Source organism: Variovorax sp. 05N34, assembly GCF_056397405.1.
Genome location: NZ_JBFTNI010000010.1, coordinates 1 through 15,543 on the forward strand (window position 1 = coordinate 1; position 15,543 = coordinate 15,543).

The 15,543-nt window shown below is 64.7% G+C and carries 18 protein-coding genes; 4 read left to right on the top strand and 14 right to left on the bottom strand.

Annotated elements, in window-relative coordinates:
- The 11 genes from AC1DMA_RS24420 to flgB form a co-directional block, all read right to left on the bottom strand.
- A partial coding sequence (locus AC1DMA_RS24420) for an MCP four helix bundle domain-containing protein (RefSeq protein WP_478145755.1) occupies window positions 1-1,016 on the bottom strand: 1,016 nt, incomplete at its 3' end.
- Between the two features lie 45 nt (window positions 1,017-1,061).
- Window positions 1,062-1,583, bottom strand: a complete 522-nt coding sequence (locus tag AC1DMA_RS24425; protein ID WP_478145756.1) for a chemotaxis protein CheW — start codon at window positions 1,581-1,583, stop codon at window positions 1,062-1,064.
- An 11-nt stretch (window positions 1,584-1,594) separates the two neighbouring features.
- Window positions 1,595-2,587, bottom strand: coding sequence for a flagellar assembly peptidoglycan hydrolase FlgJ (flgJ, locus tag AC1DMA_RS24430; RefSeq protein WP_478145757.1), 993 nt, complete (start codon window positions 2,585-2,587; stop codon window positions 1,595-1,597).
- 8 nt (window positions 2,588-2,595) lie between these two features.
- Window positions 2,596-3,711: a flagellar basal body P-ring protein FlgI gene (locus AC1DMA_RS24435; protein WP_478145758.1), complete on the bottom strand. Its 1,116-nt coding sequence runs from the start codon at window positions 3,709-3,711 to the stop codon at window positions 2,596-2,598.
- A gap of 2 nt (window positions 3,712-3,713) precedes the next feature.
- Window positions 3,714-4,382: a flagellar basal body L-ring protein FlgH gene (locus AC1DMA_RS24440; protein WP_478127099.1), complete on the bottom strand. Its 669-nt coding sequence runs from the start codon at window positions 4,380-4,382 to the stop codon at window positions 3,714-3,716.
- 98 nt (window positions 4,383-4,480) lie between these two features.
- Window positions 4,481-5,263 (bottom strand): flagellar basal-body rod protein FlgG, encoded by a 783-nt coding sequence (flgG, locus tag AC1DMA_RS24445; RefSeq protein WP_478127100.1) that lies wholly within the window; start codon window positions 5,261-5,263, stop codon window positions 4,481-4,483.
- 8 nt (window positions 5,264-5,271) lie between these two features.
- Window positions 5,272-6,015, bottom strand: coding sequence for a flagellar basal body rod protein FlgF (locus tag AC1DMA_RS24450; protein WP_478127101.1), 744 nt, complete (start codon window positions 6,013-6,015; stop codon window positions 5,272-5,274).
- Window positions 6,016-6,028: 13 nt separating this feature from the next.
- Window positions 6,029-7,249, bottom strand: coding sequence for a flagellar hook protein FlgE (gene flgE, locus AC1DMA_RS24455; RefSeq protein WP_478145759.1), 1,221 nt, complete (start codon window positions 7,247-7,249; stop codon window positions 6,029-6,031).
- A gap of 66 nt (window positions 7,250-7,315) precedes the next feature.
- Window positions 7,316-8,002 carry a flagellar hook assembly protein FlgD gene (locus tag AC1DMA_RS24460; RefSeq protein ID WP_478145760.1) on the bottom strand — a complete coding sequence of 229 codons (687 nt, stop codon included), beginning with the start codon at window positions 8,000-8,002 and terminating at the stop codon, window positions 7,316-7,318.
- A 30-nt stretch (window positions 8,003-8,032) separates the two neighbouring features.
- Window positions 8,033-8,428 carry a flagellar basal body rod protein FlgC gene (flgC, locus tag AC1DMA_RS24465; RefSeq protein ID WP_478127360.1) on the bottom strand — a complete coding sequence of 132 codons (396 nt, stop codon included), beginning with the start codon at window positions 8,426-8,428 and terminating at the stop codon, window positions 8,033-8,035.
- A gap of 36 nt (window positions 8,429-8,464) precedes the next feature.
- A complete protein-coding gene (gene flgB / locus AC1DMA_RS24470; protein WP_478145761.1) occupies window positions 8,465-8,872 on the bottom strand; it encodes a flagellar basal body rod protein FlgB in 408 nt (135 codons plus the stop codon).
- Window positions 8,873-9,045: 173 nt separating this feature from the next.
- Here flgB and flgA point away from each other — a divergent pair, with 173 nt between their 5' ends.
- The 3 genes from flgA to AC1DMA_RS24485 all read left to right on the top strand — a co-directional run bounded on the left by flgA (window position 9,046) and on the right by AC1DMA_RS24485 (window position 10,579).
- A complete protein-coding gene (flgA, locus tag AC1DMA_RS24475; RefSeq protein ID WP_478145762.1) occupies window positions 9,046-9,753 on the top strand; it encodes a flagellar basal body P-ring formation chaperone FlgA in 708 nt (235 codons plus the stop codon).
- 83 nt (window positions 9,754-9,836) lie between these two features.
- A complete protein-coding gene (gene flgM / locus AC1DMA_RS24480) occupies window positions 9,837-10,127 on the top strand; it encodes a flagellar biosynthesis anti-sigma factor FlgM (protein WP_478127106.1) in 291 nt (96 codons plus the stop codon).
- The gene (locus tag AC1DMA_RS24485; protein WP_478145763.1) at window positions 10,124-10,579 is read left to right on the top strand and encodes a flagella synthesis protein FlgN; all 456 of its coding nucleotides are present in this window, start codon (window positions 10,124-10,126) and stop codon (window positions 10,577-10,579) included. The genes flgM and AC1DMA_RS24485 overlap by 4 nt, the downstream gene beginning before the upstream one ends.
- A gap of 32 nt (window positions 10,580-10,611) precedes the next feature.
- Here the strand turns inward: AC1DMA_RS24485 and AC1DMA_RS24490 are convergent, their stop codons facing one another.
- The 3 genes from AC1DMA_RS24490 to AC1DMA_RS24500 form a co-directional block, all read right to left on the bottom strand.
- Window positions 10,612-11,745 carry a zinc-binding dehydrogenase gene (locus tag AC1DMA_RS24490; RefSeq protein WP_478145764.1) on the bottom strand — a complete coding sequence of 378 codons (1,134 nt, stop codon included), beginning with the start codon at window positions 11,743-11,745 and terminating at the stop codon, window positions 10,612-10,614.
- Window positions 11,746-11,794: 49 nt separating this feature from the next.
- Window positions 11,795-13,174: a type II toxin-antitoxin system HipA family toxin YjjJ gene (gene yjjJ, locus AC1DMA_RS24495; protein WP_478145765.1), complete on the bottom strand. Its 1,380-nt coding sequence runs from the start codon at window positions 13,172-13,174 to the stop codon at window positions 11,795-11,797.
- 98 nt (window positions 13,175-13,272) lie between these two features.
- Window positions 13,273-14,586, bottom strand: coding sequence for a hemolysin family protein (locus AC1DMA_RS24500; protein ID WP_478145766.1), 1,314 nt, complete (start codon window positions 14,584-14,586; stop codon window positions 13,273-13,275).
- 23 nt (window positions 14,587-14,609) lie between these two features.
- On the opposite strand from AC1DMA_RS24500, the gene AC1DMA_RS24505 reads away from it, so the two are divergent.
- A complete protein-coding gene (locus AC1DMA_RS24505; RefSeq protein ID WP_478145767.1) occupies window positions 14,610-15,452 on the top strand; it encodes a symmetrical bis(5'-nucleosyl)-tetraphosphatase in 843 nt (280 codons plus the stop codon).
- Window positions 15,453-15,543: the final 91 nt, after the last annotated feature.

Consider the following 15,543-nt stretch of genomic DNA (forward strand, 5'->3'; position numbering starts at 1 on the left):
CTGACCACGCTGCCGCCCTTGACCGCGACTGCCGAGGCCGACACTGCGAGTTGGTTCGCCTGCCGCGCGTTGTCCGCGTTCTGCTTCACCGTGGAGGTCAGCTCTTCCATCGAAGCCGCCGTCTCTTCCAGCGAACTCGCCTGCTCTTCAGTGCGCGATGAGAGATCGTGATTGCCCGCCGCGATCTCCTGCGAAGCCACGAGGATCGAATCCGTCGATGCGCGAATGCGGCCCACCACGTCGGTGAGCTTGTCTTCCATTTCACCCATTCCGCGCAACAGACGTCCGAAGTCGCCGCCGCGATCGGAATCGAAGTCCTTGCTGAGATCGCCCGCGGCAACGGTCTCTGCAATCAGCAGCGCCTCGCCGATCGGCTCGACGATGCTGCGCGTCAACAGCCACGCCAACACGGCACCCACGGCCAGCGCGATCAGTGCAAGCACGACCAACTGGGTCCGGCCCGAACGGTCAAGCCCGTCGATCGCATCTGCGGATTTGTCGATCTGCTCCTTCTGATAGGTGAGCATCGCGCGGATGCTTCCGTCATAGCTGTCGAGTGCAGCCAGCAGCTTGTCGCCGCTGAGCCGGTCGGCTTCCTCGCGCTTGCCTTCGGACTTGAGCTTGAGAATCGTGTTGCGAAGCTCGACGTATTCGCCCCGGTTCTTCTTGATGTCTGCGCTCAGCGCAAGCTCTTCAGGCGATGCAAGAACACTCTCGAGCCGCTTCTGCGCCTCCGAGATCGCCGCACTGGTCTTGGTGATGTTCTTCTGCAGGTAATCCTGCACTTCGGCATCGTTGCTCTTGAGCAGCGAGAAGGTGCGCACGCTGTTCGTGCTCGTGAGCAGGAGCCAATTGGCCGCCAGACGTTCTTTCTCGAGCGACTTCCGCGCCATCTCGTGCGTCGCGTCGCCAAGGCTCTGCAATCGCATCACACCGACGACGGCGATCGCGGCAGCCAATGCCAGCACCAGCGCGAATCCGCTTCCGAGGCGCGTCCCGATCTTCCAATCCTTCATTCCGGTCTCCCATGGTTTCGTTATGGATTTCAGGGTTTCAGGGCCTCAGGCGGCCATCTTCTCGATCAGTCCCATGTCTTCGCTGGACATCAGGCGGTCGATGTCCACCAGGATCAGCATCCGCTCGTCCAGCGTGCCCAGGCCGATCAGGTAGTCCGTGTCCAGCACCGAGCCCATCGCGGGTGCCGGCTTGATCTGCTCGGCCGCCAGCGTGATCACGTCGGAGACGCTGTCCACCACCATCCCCACCACGCGGCCTCCGATGTTCAGCACGATCACCACCGTGAACTGGTCATAGCTCGGCGTGCCCAGCGCAAACTTGATGCGCATGTCGATGATCGGAACGATGATCCCGCGCAGGTTCACCACGCCCTTGATGTACTCCGGAGCGTTGGCAATGCGCGTGACCGCGTCGTAGCCTCGCAGCTCCTGCACCTTCTGGATGTCGATGCCGTATTCCTCGTCGCCCAGCGTGAAGGTGACCACCTCCAGGCGACCCGCGCTCGCGAGTGCCGCCGCCGCAGCGGCGCTGCTCGCGTGTTGTTGAATGCTCGTGATCTCTGCCATTTGGATTCCTTTCAACCGAACTTCTGCATGATGCGAACCAGCTTCTGGCCGTATTGCGGATCCGTCGCGTAGCCCGCGCGCTGCAAGCCGTGTGCGGCTTCGGCCGGGTCGTCGGTGGCCAGCACGTTGGCGTAGCGCGGATTGCGCGTCATGAAGCGCGCGTAATCGGTAAATGCCTCGTCATAGGAGCCATAGGCCCTGAACTTCGCGCGCACGCGTTGCGGCTCGCCATCCACGTATTCGGTCGTGGTCGTCTCGACCACGGGGCCCTTCCAGCTGCGGTCGGCCTTGATGCCGAAGAGATTGAAGCTCTGAGTGCCATCGTCGGCACGGATCTCACGCTTGCCCCAGCCGGATTCGAGCGCGGCCTGCGCCAGGATCAGCGGAGCCGGCACGCCGCTCGCGTTGCTCGCCGCCTGTGCAGAGGCGCCCATGCGGTTGACGAATCCGTCGATGTGGCTCTGCAGCGATGCCGTAGCGGCCGAGCTGCTTGCCGAGCGATCGTTGTTGACCTGGTAGGCACTGAGATCCGCACGCGCCGCGGGCGACGGCGAAGATCCCACCGGCACGCCGGCGTCCGGCTTCAGCGGCATCGCGCCGCGAGGTGCCAGGGACATCGGCGCGACGTCGGCGTCCATGTTGGTCGAACCTGACGCGACGCTGCGCTGGAGCTGCGCCAGCATGGCCTCAGCCAGGCCCACGCCGCGTCCCGACAGGTTCTGTGAAAGCTGCTGGTCGAGCATCGACGTGTAGATCTTCTCGTTCTGGCCACCGTCGAGCAGGCCGCTGGATGGCGTCGCCTCGCGCATGCTCTTGAGCACCATGTTCATGAACATGGCCTCGAACTGGCGAGAGACCTGCTTGAGACCCTCTTCCGGCGAGTTGCGGACGGTGCGGCGCAGGGCATCGACGCCCTGCACATCGAGCGCGAAACGCTGGTCGAGTGCGCCGGCACGGCTGCCGGCGTCGCTGCCGGTCCACGAAGTGGCTGCGGGGATCGCCATGTCCGCCCTCAGATGATTTCAAGCTCGGCGCGCAAGGCACCGGCCGATTTCATCGCTTGCAGGATCGAGACCAGGTCCTGCGGATTTGCGCCCAGGGCATTGAGACCCTTGATCACATCCGAGAGGGAAGCACCGCTGCGCACCATCTGCAGCGCACCGCCGGATTGGTTCACCGAGATTTGCGAAACCTGCGCGGCAACCGTGTTGCCGTTGGAGAAAGGTCCGGGCTGGCTCACCACCGGCTCGGTGTTGATGACCACCGACAGATTGCCGTGCGCGACTGCACAGTCGTTGACGCGGACGGCCTGGTTCATGACCACCGAGCCCGTGCGCGCATTGACGACGACGCGTGCCACCGCCTGCGCGGGCGTGAGTTCGACGCCTTCGAGGCGCGCGAGGAAGCTGACCCGCTCCTGGGGCGCCTCCGGGGCACGGACGCGAATCACGCGCGCGTCGACAGCGTCCGCAACGCCTGAACCGAACTGCCGGTTGATCGCCTCGACAGCCTTCTGTGCCGTGCTGAAATCCGAACGCGTGAGTTCGATGGTCAGCATGCCATCGCCGCCGATGGAAGACTCCACCGTGCGCTCGACGGTCGCTCCCGACGGAATGCGTCCGGAGCTCAACTGGTTGATCTGCACCTTGCTGCCGTTGGCCGACGCACCCGCGCCACCGACGACCATGTTCCCTTGCGCGATGGCATACACCGAACCGTCCACACCCTTGAGTGGTGTCATCAGCAAGGTGCCGCCGCGCAGGCTCTTGGCATTGCCCATGGACGATACGGTCACGTCGATGCTCTGCCCTGGCCGCGCGAACGAAGGCAGCGTAGCAGTCACCATCACCGCCGCCACGTTCTTGAGCTGCATGTTCACGCCTTGCGGGATGGTGATGCCGAGCTGCTGAAGCATGTTGTTCAGGCTCTGCGTCGTGAACGGCGTCTGCATCGTCTGGTCGCCCGTACCGTCGAGGCCCACCATCAGGCCGTAGCCGATCAGCGGGTTGTCGCGGACGCCCTGGATGGTCGCGAGCTCCTTCAGTCGCTCGGCATGCACGTAGGGGTTGAGGCACAGGGCGCAAAGGGCGCCCAGCGCGGCGGAGAGGATGAAGCGTTTGGTGATCATGATCAGAATGGCGACACATTCAGGAAGATGCGCTGCATCCAGCCCATGTGCTGGGCCTCGTCGATGTAGCCCTTGGCCGTGTATTCGATGCGCGCGTCGGCCACCTGGGTCGACAGCACGGTGTTTTGGCCGGTCACCGTGCGCGGATTCACCACACCCGAGAACCGGATGAATTCGGTCCCCTGGTTGATGCCCATCTGCTTTTCCCCACTCACCAGCAGGTTGCCGTTGGGCAGCACGTCGGTCACCGTCACGGTGATCACGCCGTTGAAAGTGTTCGCGGCATTGGCGCCGCCCTTCGCGGTCAGCGCGTTCGAGCCGGACATCTTCGCGTCCTGCCCGTCAAGCAATCCGATCATGAACTTCGGAATCGTCGCAAAGGCCGCACCCACGCTGCCATCGCGGCTCGCGTTGGCCCCCGAGTTCTTGCTCGCATTCACCTTCTCGCTGATCACAATCGTCAGGATGTCCCCGACATACCGTGGCCTGCGGTCCTCGAACAGCGCCACCCCCACGCTCTCATTGAAGATCGCCCCCGTAGACGGCCGCCGCTGCATCGACCCCATCGTGTCCGCCCGCGCCGTCATAGGCTGATGCACCAACGGCTCCCGAGGCAACTGCGCACACCCGGCCGACAACACAACGACGCCCCAAAGAACCCCCGCGCCCATACCAGAGACACCGCGGAACCGGCTCCGCCGGGCCGCCGGTGTCGCCCCCTTCCAGGGGGTAGGCGAAGCGACACGAAGTGCGCGAAGCCTGGGGGTAGTCATAGCTGCGCCAGCCGTTGCAGCATCTGATCCGACGTCTGGATCGCCTTGCTGTTGATCTCGTACCCGCGCTGCGTCGCGATCATGTTCACCAGTTCTTCCACCACGTTGACGTTCGACGCTTCGGTGTAGCCCTGGCTCAGGATGCCCGCGCCATCGACGCCGGGGTTCACCAGGTTGGGCGCGCCGGACGAATCGGATTCGGTATAGAGGTTCTCGCCCGTGCTCTGCAGCCCGGCCGGATTCAGGAAGGTGGCGAGCTGGAGCTGGCCGACCTGCACGGTCGCCGTGCTGCCTGCCTGCGTGACCGAGACGATGCCGTCGCGCCCGATCGTCATGCTCGTGGCGTTCTGCGGAATCGTGATGACCGGCTGGATGGTGAAGCCGCTCGCCGTCACGAGCTGGCCGTCCTTGTCCGTCTGGAAAGAGCCATCGCGCGTGTACGAGGTCGTGCCGTCCGGCATCAGCACCTGGAAGAAGCCGGCGCCATTGATGCCGACGTCCTTCGGGTTGTCCGTCTTCGTCAGGTTGCCTTGCGAGTGCATGCGCTCTGTCGCGACCACGCGCACGCCGGTGCCGACTTGCAGGCCCGAAGGCAGGCGCGTCTGATCGGAGGTCTGGCCGCCCACCTGACGCAGGTTCTGGTAGAGCAGGTCCTCGAACACCGCGCGGCTCTTCTTGAAGCCGGTGGTCGCCACGTTGGCAAGGTTGTTCGACACCACGTCGAGTTGCGTCTGCTGGGCTTCAAGGCCGGTCTTGGCGACGTAAAGGGAACGGATCATTGGATTTCTCAGTTGTAGGCAAGCAGCTTGTTGGCTGACTGCGCGTTGGTGTCGGCGGACTGGATCGACTTCATCTGCATCTCGAAGCTGCGTCCGTTGGCGATCATTGCGACCATGGCTTCGACCGGGTTGACGTTGCTGCCTTCCACCGCACCCGCGGTGACCGTGACGGCGGGATCGGCATCGGCGGGCGGCAGCCCGGGGCGCATCCGAAAGAGGCCGTCGTCACCGCGCACCAGATCGGCCGTCTGCGGGTTGACGAGCTTCAGGCGGCCGACTTCGGACACGCCGGTGATCGGATCGCCAGGGCCGCGCGCGGCGATGGCGCCGTCCGCGGCAATCGTGACAGTGGAACCGGGCGGAATCACGAGCGCACCGCCGTCGCCGACGACCGGACGCGAACCCATCGTCATCACTTGGCCGTCCGGACCCACCTGCAGGTTGCCGACGCGCGTATAGGCCTCGCCGCCATCCGGCGTCTGGACCACGAGCCAGCCGTCGCCCTTGACCGCGACATCGAGCTCGCGCCCGGTCTCGGTGATCGGGCCGTGCGAGAAGTCGGCGCCCGCCGTGGTCGCCGCCACGAATGCACGCGTCTGCGCTTCCTCCCCAACGACCGGCACCGCACGGAAGGCATTCACCTGCGCGCGAAACCCGGGTGTCGAGACGTTCGCCATGTTGTTGGCGACCGAGGCCTGCTGTTCCATGGCCTGCTTGGCGCCGCTCATGGCGACGTACAACATTCGATCCACGGCTGCTCCTGCTTCAGCGCATGTTGATCAAGGTCTGCATGACCTGATCCTGCGTCTTCACGGTCTGGGCGTTGGCCTGGTAGTTGCGCTGCGCCACGATGAGGTTGACCAGCTCCGAAGTCAGGTCGACGTTGGATGACTCCAGTGCGCCGGATTCGAGCGAACCGAGCTTGGTGCCCTCGCCCGGCGTGCCGGTCAGCGCCTGGCCCGAAGCCTGCGTCTCGGCATACATGTTCTGGCCCTTGGGCTCCAGGCCGTTGGGATTGGCAAAAGACGAGAGCACCACCTGGCCCAGCAACTTGCTCTGCTCGTTGGAGAACTTGCCGGTGATCGTGCCGTCGGAATTGATCGAGAACGACGTCAGCTCGCCGGAGGTGTAGCCGTCCTGGTTGAGCTTGCTCATCGCGTTGGTGGAGCCGAACTGCGTCGTGCCGGTGAGGTCGACCGTCATGTTCAGCGCCGCCGAGCCGTTCGGGAAGTTCGCGGTCGGCAGCGTGATCTTGCCGCCCGCGGGTGCCGTGAGATTGCCGTTGGTGTCGAAGGTCAGCGAACCGCCGGCGAGCTTGGTGCCGCCGTTGAGCGCAGCGCCGTCGAGGGTCCCGTAGGTGTCCCACGTGCCGGCGCCCGTCTTCACGAAGTAGACCGCGAGGTCGTGCGGATTGCCCAGCGAGTCGTACACCGGACCGATCGCATTGGAATAGTTGAAGGTCGCCGAATCATTGGCGTCGAAAGGCGTCTTCGTCGGGGCAGTGCTGCGCGAATCGAGATTGAACTCGGCGTCCACGCCCGTGGTGGCGTTCGGCGTCATGGCGGCGGTCGGGATCTGGATGGCCGACGGCGTGCCGCCGTTGATGCCGCCGCTGGCGTTGACGCCGAAGCCCGTCAGGCGCAGGCCGGATGCGTTGACGATGAAGCCGTCCTTGTCCTTGGTGAACTGGCCGTTGCGCGAATACATGACCTCGCCGCTGGCGCTGGACATGCGAAAGAAGCCATCGCCGTTGAGGATCGCGACATCCAGCGGACGGCTGCTGGTCTGCGTCACGCCTTGCGTGAAGTTCTGCACCACACCAGCCACCGACGCGCCGAGGCCGACGCGCGAACCGGCATAGACGTCCTGGAAAGTGGCGGCAGCGGACTTGAAGCCCACCGTGCCCGAGTTCGCGATGTTGTTGCCGATGACGTCGAGGTTGGCGGCGGAAACGCTCAGGCCGCTGATGCCTTGGGAGAAACTCATGATGAATCCTTGTTTGATGCAGAAGGAAAACGGAAGACGGGAGACGGAAGGCGTGCCTGCCTTGCGTCAGAGGAACATGCGCACGTCGGAGAGATTGATGGTCTGGCCCGATGCGAGCTCGAGCGTCGGGCCGCTCGCGCTCTGCTTGACGGCGGCCACCTGCGCGAAGGTGAGCGCAGTGGCGTCCACAGCCGTGCCGCCATTGGTTGCGGCCACCGTGAACTTGTAGCTGCCGGCCGCCACGGCGTTGCCCTGGTCGTCCTTGCCGTCCCATGTCACGGCATTGACGCCCTCGGTCATGGAGCCGGCTTCGATGGTGCGCACGGTCTTTCCGCTCGCATCGACGATCTTGATCTGCACGTCGGCAGCAGTGCCTGGTAACTGCACTGCAAAGGCCTGCACAGCCGGGTCCTTGCCGTCTTCCGGCGCGGTGGTGGTCAGCGAGTCGCCCGGCGACAGCACGTGATAGCCGATGAGAGACGCAGCCTGCAGCACCTGGTTAGAGCCCGTCTGGTTCACCAGCCCCGAGAGCGTGCTGTTGAGCTTCTCGATGCCGCTCACGGTGCTCATCTGTGCGAGCTGCGAGGTGAGCTCCGCGTTCTCCATCGGATTGAGCGGGTCCTGGTTGTTGAGCTGCGTGACCAGCAGCTTGAGAAAGCGCTGCTCGGTGTCGTTGTTCGAGACACTGGCGGTGCTCGCTGCGGCACTGGCTGCGTTCAGCCCGCTGATGGAAGACGTGTCTGCGATAGCCATGGATGCTTTCCTTGCTTTCCGTGAGTGGTTTTATTGGCCGATGGTCAGCGTCTTGACCATCAGCGTCTTGGCTGTGTTGAGCACTTCGACGTTCGCCTGGTAGCTGCGCGACGCTGAAATCATGTTGGTCATTTCTTCGACGACGTTCACGTTCGGCATCGCCACATAGCCTTCGCCGTTGGCATGCGGGTTCTTCGGATCGAAGACCATCTTTGCGGGCGACTGGTCCTCGACGACGCCCGAGACCTGCACGCCACCGATGTCCTGCTGACCCGAGGGCGCGACTTCGAAGAAGACCTGCTTGGCACGGTAGGGTTCGCCGTCGGGGCCCGCCACGCTTTCCGCATTGGCAAGATTGCTCGCAGTGACGTTCATGCGCTGCGACTGCGCAGTCATGGCGGAACCCGCCACGCTGAAGATGTTCATGGAACCGCTGGAGATTGGCATCGCGTGTTCCCTCGCTTACTGCTGCACCGCGGAGAGCAGCGTCTTGATCTTGGCGCCGATCACGGTGAGGTTCGATTCGTAGCGCAGCGCGTTGTCCGCGAAGTTGATGCGCTCGAGGTCCATGTCGACCGTGTTGCCGTCGATGCTCGATTGCATGGGCACGCGATAGAGCAAGTCCTGGTCGGGCATCGACTTCGCTTCGCCCGCGAAATGGCGCGACGATGTCGTGGCCAGCGCGAACGATTGCGACTGACGCCCTTGCTCCACGGCCTGCGACAGACGGCTGCTGAAATCGAAATCGCGGGCCTTGTAGTTAGGCGTGTCCGAGTGGGCGATGTTGGCCGCCAGCACTTCCTGGCGCTCCGCCCGGAGATTGAGTGCCTCGCGGTTGAAGCGAAGCGCCGCATCCAGCTTGTCGATCATTCTTTCCATCCTTGGTGGCGTCGCGTCCGCACTGGGCATGGCGACAGATGGAAAGCGAGTCTATGGACGCGCCGTTTTTGCAATGGGTCGAACAAAGGGGGTTTTCAGCGGCACTTCGCCACTTCGGCATCGGGGGTGTCTTCCTAGAATTGCCCGGCAACTCCTCGATCACCATGCAACAACGCAAGACCCGGAACCGCCTGCTGCGCCTCATGCTGCCGGCATGGATGGCCTGCATCGGCGGGGCCTCCTTCGCGGCCGCGCCCATACCCGAAGCGGCACGCGCGGCCATCGACAAGCTTCTGCAGGCGCAGACGGCCGGCCTGCCCGGCAAGGCGACGGTCACCATCAACTCGACGGGGTCTGCACCGCTTCCGCCATGCGATGACTTCGAGGCCTTCATGCCGACCGGCACGACGCCTTGGGGGCGTCTGTCGGTAGGCCTTCGCTGCCGGGGCGACAAGCCCTGGAGCCGCTTCATCTCGGTCAACGTCGCCGTGACAGGCACTTACTTCGTCGCCGCACGCGCCATATCGCCTGGCGAGAGCCTCGGCGCCGGAGACGTGATCGAACGCACCGGCGACCTGAGCAGATTGCCGCGCTCGGTCGTCACCGACGTTTCGGCGCTGCGGGGCGTCACCAGCACGCAGCGCATTGCCGCAGGCGCGCCGCTGCGAAAGGAATTGATGCGAGGCGTCGTCGTGATCCAGCAGGGCCAGACCGTGCAACTGGTCGCACAGGGCCAGGGTTATGCCGTCAGCACCGAAGGCAAGGCGATGACACGCGCCGAAGCCGGCGCCACGGTGCAGGCCAAAACGCGCGATGGCCGTCTGGTGAGTGGGATCGCCGACGAGGAAGGCCAGATCCGGCTTGCTCAGTAAGCCGCGCTCGCCATTCGATGCGATCGGGCCTAAAGTTCCCGGTCAAGCCGCCGATATATGGGCCAGCCCTTTGAGGAATCATCTTGAAAATCGATCAACCCGCGCCTTCGGCCACGCCTCTTTCCCGCCCCTCCAAGCCGGGCTCTGCCCCAGCGTCCGCCGCCGACGCCGCGAGCCGCTCCAAGGAGGTGGTGCAGGTGTCCGGACAAATCCACGCGCTGCCCAACTCCGCCGGCAGCGATTTCGACGCGGCCCGCGTCGCGGCAATCCGCGAGGACATCCGCGCCGGCCGCTATCAAGTCAACCCCGAGCGGATCGCCAGCGGCCTGCTCGACAGCGTCCGCGACCTGCTCGGCGCCGAGAAGAAGCAATGAACACCATGCTGCTCTACCTGCACGCGGAAAAATCCTGCGTGGAGGAATTCCTGGCCATCCTGTCGCAGGAAGAGGAGGCCATGACGAACCGCCGCTTTGCGGAAGCCGAGCAGATCACCGAACAGAAGGTCCAGTTGCTGGAACGCCTGGCCGAACTCGACCGCCAGCGCGAAGCCGCACAGGCCGCACTCGGGTTCGAACCCGGCCGCGCCGGCGCTGATGCGGCGGCGGCGGCCGGCGGGGAAGCAACCCGGCAGGCTTGGGCGGCATTGCTCGAACTGGCCGAGCAGGCCCGAGTGCACAACCTGCGCAACGGTTCGGTTGTCTACGCGCAGCTCGATTTCACGCAGAAGGCACTGCACTTCCTGCAGTCGAGCGTGCAGATGTTCTATGGACCGGACGGCGCCCGCAAGACGGCGGCCGGCGGCCGCGCGCGCCTGGCGCTGGGCTGAACTCTCCCCTCGGGCGCGAAAGCCGCGCCCGGCTACTTGTTCGGATTGAGCAGGTACTTCTCGCCGGTTGCGTGCTTCGAATAGACCGCAATCTCGTCCAGGCGCAGCGCCTCGACCAGCGAGACTTCTTTGGTGTAGCGGCTCGCAAAAGTCGTCTTGAGCTCCTTCGCCACCCGCGCCTTCAGCTTCTGCTGCCCTTCGGGGCCGATTTTCTGAAGGAAGGGGAACAGCAGCCAGCCGCCCATCCCCCAGGTCATGCCGAAATTGCGCACGAACTCCGTCGGCCCGCGATCGAGGCCGCCGTAGATGTAGACCTGCTTGTAGGTGGTCGAGCCATAGCGGCTGTATTCGGTGGCGGTCCTGTTTGCGGCAGCTTCCATGCAGGTCAGGATCTGGCCCGCCAGCTTGCCGCCGCCGATTGCGTCGAAAGCCAGCGTGGCGCCGGTGGCGACCAGCGCCTCGGTCAGATCGTGCATGAAGGTCGGCGATGTCGCGTCGCAGACATACTTGGCGCCCATGCCGCGCAGGAGATCTTCCTGCCCCTTCTTGCGCACGATGTTCACCAGCCCGATGCCATCCTGGATGCAGATCCGGTTGAGCATCTGCCCAAGGTTGGACGCCGCCGCCGTGTGCACCAGCGCCTTGTGTCCTTCGCGCCGCATCGTCTCGACCATGCCCAGCGCCGTCAGCGGATTGACGAACGAGGACGCCCCTTCGGCAGGCGTCGCGCCGTCGGGAAGCACCATGCACTGCTCAACGGGAATGCAGCGGAATTGCGTGTACATCGCGCCGCCGAGCACCGCGACCGTCTTGCCCATCAGCGCCTGCGCTTCGGGCGAGGCGCCCGCCGCGACCACCACCCCTGCGCCTTCGTTGCCGACCGGCATCGATTGATCCAGGCGAGCGGTCATGCTCTTCATGGCGGCTTCGGGCACCGGGGCGGTGATCACCGGCCGGTCCGGCGTGCCGCCGGCCTGGGCGGTGCGCATGTCCGCCGCGCCGAATAGCAGCCCCAGGTCCGAAGGATTCATGGGTGCTGCTTCGACTCGGACGACCACTTCGTTGGCCGATGGCTCTGGCAGTGCTTCCTCGGCGAGCGCGAGTTCGAGCACGCCGTCGCGGCGGATCAGCGAACGCAATTGGAGGGTGGTTTTGGGCAGGTGCATGGCGGTGTCCGGTCTGCGAAATGAGGGCGGTCAGTATAGGAGTCAGGGTTCAGACGTGCTCGGCCCGATCCTTCAGGTGCCGCGCATTGGCTGCGGCGATTGCCCTGAAGGGATCGCTGATGCGTGCATCCGTAGACGCGCGATGCCAGAAGTCCAGGGCAGCCAGGCACGCGCCCGTCCAGACAGCCCGTTGAGCCGGCAACGGAAGAGGTGCCTCGAAGTTCCGCGGCGGGACCTCCCCGCCCGCGAGTGGCGCATAGAGCATCGGCAGCATGTCGTAGACCGGCGCGAGCGACAGGCAGCCTTGCGGCCGGAAACTGAGGTTGCCAAGATGCATGTCGGCGTTGGCAATCAACCGACCGAACCACCACAGATGCTGGATGCGGATTTCATCCTGGGCAGATAGCAGCCCCGCGCCGGCAAGACGGCCCGCGATCCTGGTCCAGTCCATCGCAGCTTCGCCAACCAGCGCAGCGTTGATTGCTTCAAGGCTGCACAGGCGGCTTCTTCCAAACATGCCGATTCGATCGAAGCGCTCCACCTCCAGGAATGTGCGGCCATCGTGCACGAGGATGCGACTTCGCGAGCGCTCGATGCCGGGCAGCGTCCCGGCAGCTTCCAGCGCCAGATGTTCGGCCACCAGCAGATCCGCCCAACGCCGGACCGCCGGCGATCCGTCAGACCCCGAGAACTTGACCAACACATGGGGCGTCGCCTGTCCTTCGAGCGTTCGCAATGCTGGGAACTTCGGGAATTCACCCGCGGCGCTCGAGCCTGGCACCCCTGCCGCAATCGCCTGTTCCGCCAACGCGGCGTAGGCGCGGCCTACGCGCGAGCTGTTCAAGGGCTCGGCCGGCTTGACCTTGTGCTGAAGCCAATTCTCGTAGGCGAGGTCGCCGAGGATGAGGCTGCCACTGGCATCTGAACCTGTACGGCTCAACACGAAGAGGATGTCGTCGTCGGACCACTCGGTCGGATCCGGGGACACCGCAAGCTGGCGATGCTCAGCCCGTGCGAACTGGCGGCCCATGTACCCTTGCGGACGCATGTCGTAGAGGGGATAGGGAAGGCCCTCCCACCACCCGTCGCGCGACGCTTCGTCCAGCGGCCAACCGGCCTTGGCGAGATCCAGCAGGGCGCCAGAAGGAGATACCGGGGTCAGCGACGCGATGGATTCGGCCCTGCCCTCGGCATTGACCTCGTACAAGGATAAGTCGGAGGCGTCCCCGCGCAAGGGACGGCGCAATGCATAGCGCGCGCGCCGCGCTTTACCGATGGTTAGGACTCGGTCTCCAAGCTCGCCCAACAGCCGATGCAAGGTCGCGACACTGACACCCACAGCATCAGCCAACTCGGCGGCGCTAGCCATCGGGCGTCTGGCGAGTAGCGCGGTCAGCTGGTCGCGCGCAGCCTGGTTACGATTTCGCATGCTCTTTATGAGAAGATTCCTGAGAAGATTATTCCCATCATCTCATAGAGCGATCGACCGATTTTTACTATCTTTTTTGAGAAGATCAGGAGACCAAATCAAGGCGCAAGATCATCCGCGCCCGCATCCGGATAGGCCAGCACCCGGTCGATCCGCTTGCCATCCAGAGCCGCGACTTCGAAGCACCAGCCTGCGCATTCGATGCGCTCGCCGACTTCGGGCAGCTGGCCGGAGACAGACATCAGCAACCCGGCCACGGTGTTGTAGCGGCCGCGATCTTCATCGGGCAGTTCGCGAATACCAAGCCGCGCGCGGAGTTCGGACACCGGCATCAGGCCATCGAGCTCCCACACGCCGTCGGGACGCTCCCGCGCCCAGGCTTCCTCGTGCGTCTGCACCTGCAATTCGCCGGTGATCGCCTCCAACAGGTCGCGCGGCGCCATCAGGCCCTGGACGACGCCGTATTCATCGACCACGAACACCAGCCGCCCGGCGCGCAGACGAAACTGCTCGAGCAGCTCCATGCCCGTCAGTGTTTCAGGCACGAACACGGCCGGCTGCGCCGCCTGTTCGACAGTCCCTTGGTGATCGGGGCCGAGCCGGAGCAGATGGGCCACGCTGATCACGCCGACGACGTCGTCCAGCGAATTTCGGCAGACCGGATACCAGGAGTGGACCAGGTCGAGAGCGCCGGCGTCGGAAACCTTCCGAAGGCACTGCGCGATCGTGAAAGAGGCTTCGAGCCATTCGATGTCGGCGCGCGGAACCATCAGCGACGTGAGCCGCCGATCGTCGAGGTGAAACACATTGCGCACCATCTGGTGCTCGTGCATTTCGATCACGCCGGCATCGACGCCTTCTTCGAGACTGGCGGAGATTTCCTCTTCGGTCACTACGCGTGCGGCGTTCGAATCGATGCGCAGCAGCTTGAGGGTTGCGGCCGTGGCGCCCGACAGCAGCAGGACGAAAGGCTTGGCTGCCGTGGCAAGGCCGCGCATGGGGCGCGCCACAAAGCGCGCGACCGGCTCCGGATAGAGCTGCCCGATGCGCTTGGGCACCAGTTCGCCGAAGATGATCGTGAAAAAGGTGATGCAGCTCACGACGACCGCCGTCGACGCGATGCTGGCGCTGCCCCGGCCCATGCCTGCTTTTTCCATCCACTCGGCGAGCGGCGCCGCGAAAGCCGCCTCGCCGACGATGCCGCTCAGCATGCCAATGGACGTGATGCCGATCTGGACACTGGACAGGAACTGCGTCGGATCGGCCATCAGCTTCAGCGCCGCGGCGGCACCTGCGTCGCCCGTCTCTGCCAAGGCCGCGAGGCGTGCGCGGCGACTGGTGGAAAGGGCCATTTCGGACATTGCGAACAGCGCATTGAGCGTGGTCAGCAAAGCCAGTAGGAAAACATCCATGGACGCGGGAGAGAATGGGGACCATGGCACTTTACTTGATCGGCGATGTGCAAGGCTGCGACGAACCGCTGCAGCGCCTGCTCGACCTCATCGCCTTCTCGCCGAGCCGCGACGCTCTGGTGGTGCTCGGCGACCTTGTCAATCGTGGGCCGGACTCCGCCCGCGTGCTTCGGCGAATGCAGCGTTATGGCGCCTCGGCGCGCAGCCTTCTCGGCAACCATGACCTGCACCTGCTCGGCGTTGCCTATGGCGCCCAGAAGGCCGGGCGCAAGGACACCACCGCCGACGTGCTCACGGCGCCTGACCGCGACCTCATGCTCGATTGGCTGCGCCACCAACACATGGCGCTCCATCAGAAGATCGGCGGTGACGACCTGCTGATGGTGCATGCGGGCGTCTTGCCGCAATGGACGGTCGAAGACACCGTTTCGCTGGCGTCCGAACTGGAATCGGTGCTGCGCGGCCCGGCGATCGCCGATTTCCTGCCTGTGATGTACGGCAATGAACCCGACCAGTGGAATGACGCCCTCACCGGCGCCGAACGGCTGCGCGTCATCGTCAATGCGCTGACGCGGATGCGTTTCTGCACTGCCGAGGGTGCAATGGAATTCGAGAGCAAGGATGCGGTCGGCACTGCGCCATGGGGCTACATGCCGTGGTTCGACGTCCCAGCGCGCAAGACGGCGACCGCCACAGTCGCTTTCGGCCACTGGTCGACCTTGGGCTGGTTGTCACGGCCGGACCTGATCTCGACCGACACGGGCTGCGTGTGGGGCGGTTGCCTCAGCGCCGTGCGCTTTGGCGCATCTACGCAAGAACGCGAGCTGATCCAGGTGAAATGCCCCCAAGCCCAAAAACCAGGCTGAGCATAGATCAGCCCCCTTCGAGAAACACCGCGGAACCGGCTTAGCCGGGCCGCTGGTGTTGCCCCCGGCAGGGGGTGGGCGCCCGACACGA

Excerpts from the sequence above, each read along its gene's own strand:
- AC1DMA_RS24425 (WP_478145756.1), bottom strand. The coding sequence starts at position 1,583 with ATGGCAGAGATCACGAGCATTCAACAACACGCGAGCAGCGCCGCTGCG.
- flgJ (WP_478145757.1), bottom strand. The coding sequence starts at position 2,587 with ATGGCGATCCCCGCAGCCACTTCGTGGACCGGCAGCGACGCCGGCAGC.
- AC1DMA_RS24435 (WP_478145758.1), bottom strand. The coding sequence starts at position 3,711 with ATGATCACCAAACGCTTCATCCTCTCCGCCGCGCTGGGCGCCCTTTGC.
- AC1DMA_RS24440 (WP_478127099.1), bottom strand. The coding sequence starts at position 4,382 with ATGGGCGCGGGGGTTCTTTGGGGCGTCGTTGTGTTGTCGGCCGGGTGT.
- flgG (WP_478127100.1), bottom strand. The coding sequence starts at position 5,263 with ATGATCCGTTCCCTTTACGTCGCCAAGACCGGCCTTGAAGCCCAGCAG.
- flgE (WP_478145759.1), bottom strand. The coding sequence starts at position 7,249 with ATGAGTTTCTCCCAAGGCATCAGCGGCCTGAGCGTTTCCGCCGCCAAC.
- AC1DMA_RS24460 (WP_478145760.1), bottom strand. The coding sequence starts at position 8,002 with ATGGCTATCGCAGACACGTCTTCCATCAGCGGGCTGAACGCAGCCAGT.
- flgC (WP_478127360.1), bottom strand. The coding sequence starts at position 8,428 with ATGAACATCTTCAGCGTGGCGGGTTCCGCCATGACTGCGCAGTCGCAG.
- flgB (WP_478145761.1), bottom strand. The coding sequence starts at position 8,872 with ATGATCGACAAGCTGGATGCGGCGCTTCGCTTCAACCGCGAGGCACTC.
- flgA (WP_478145762.1), top strand. The coding sequence starts at position 9,046 with ATGCAACAACGCAAGACCCGGAACCGCCTGCTGCGCCTCATGCTGCCG.
- AC1DMA_RS24485 (WP_478145763.1), top strand. The coding sequence starts at position 10,124 with ATGAACACCATGCTGCTCTACCTGCACGCGGAAAAATCCTGCGTGGAG.
- AC1DMA_RS24490 (WP_478145764.1), bottom strand. The coding sequence starts at position 11,745 with ATGCACCTGCCCAAAACCACCCTCCAATTGCGTTCGCTGATCCGCCGC.
- yjjJ (WP_478145765.1), bottom strand. The coding sequence starts at position 13,174 with ATGCGAAATCGTAACCAGGCTGCGCGCGACCAGCTGACCGCGCTACTC.
- AC1DMA_RS24500 (WP_478145766.1), bottom strand. The coding sequence starts at position 14,586 with ATGGATGTTTTCCTACTGGCTTTGCTGACCACGCTCAATGCGCTGTTC.
- AC1DMA_RS24505 (WP_478145767.1), top strand. The coding sequence starts at position 14,610 with ATGGCACTTTACTTGATCGGCGATGTGCAAGGCTGCGACGAACCGCTG.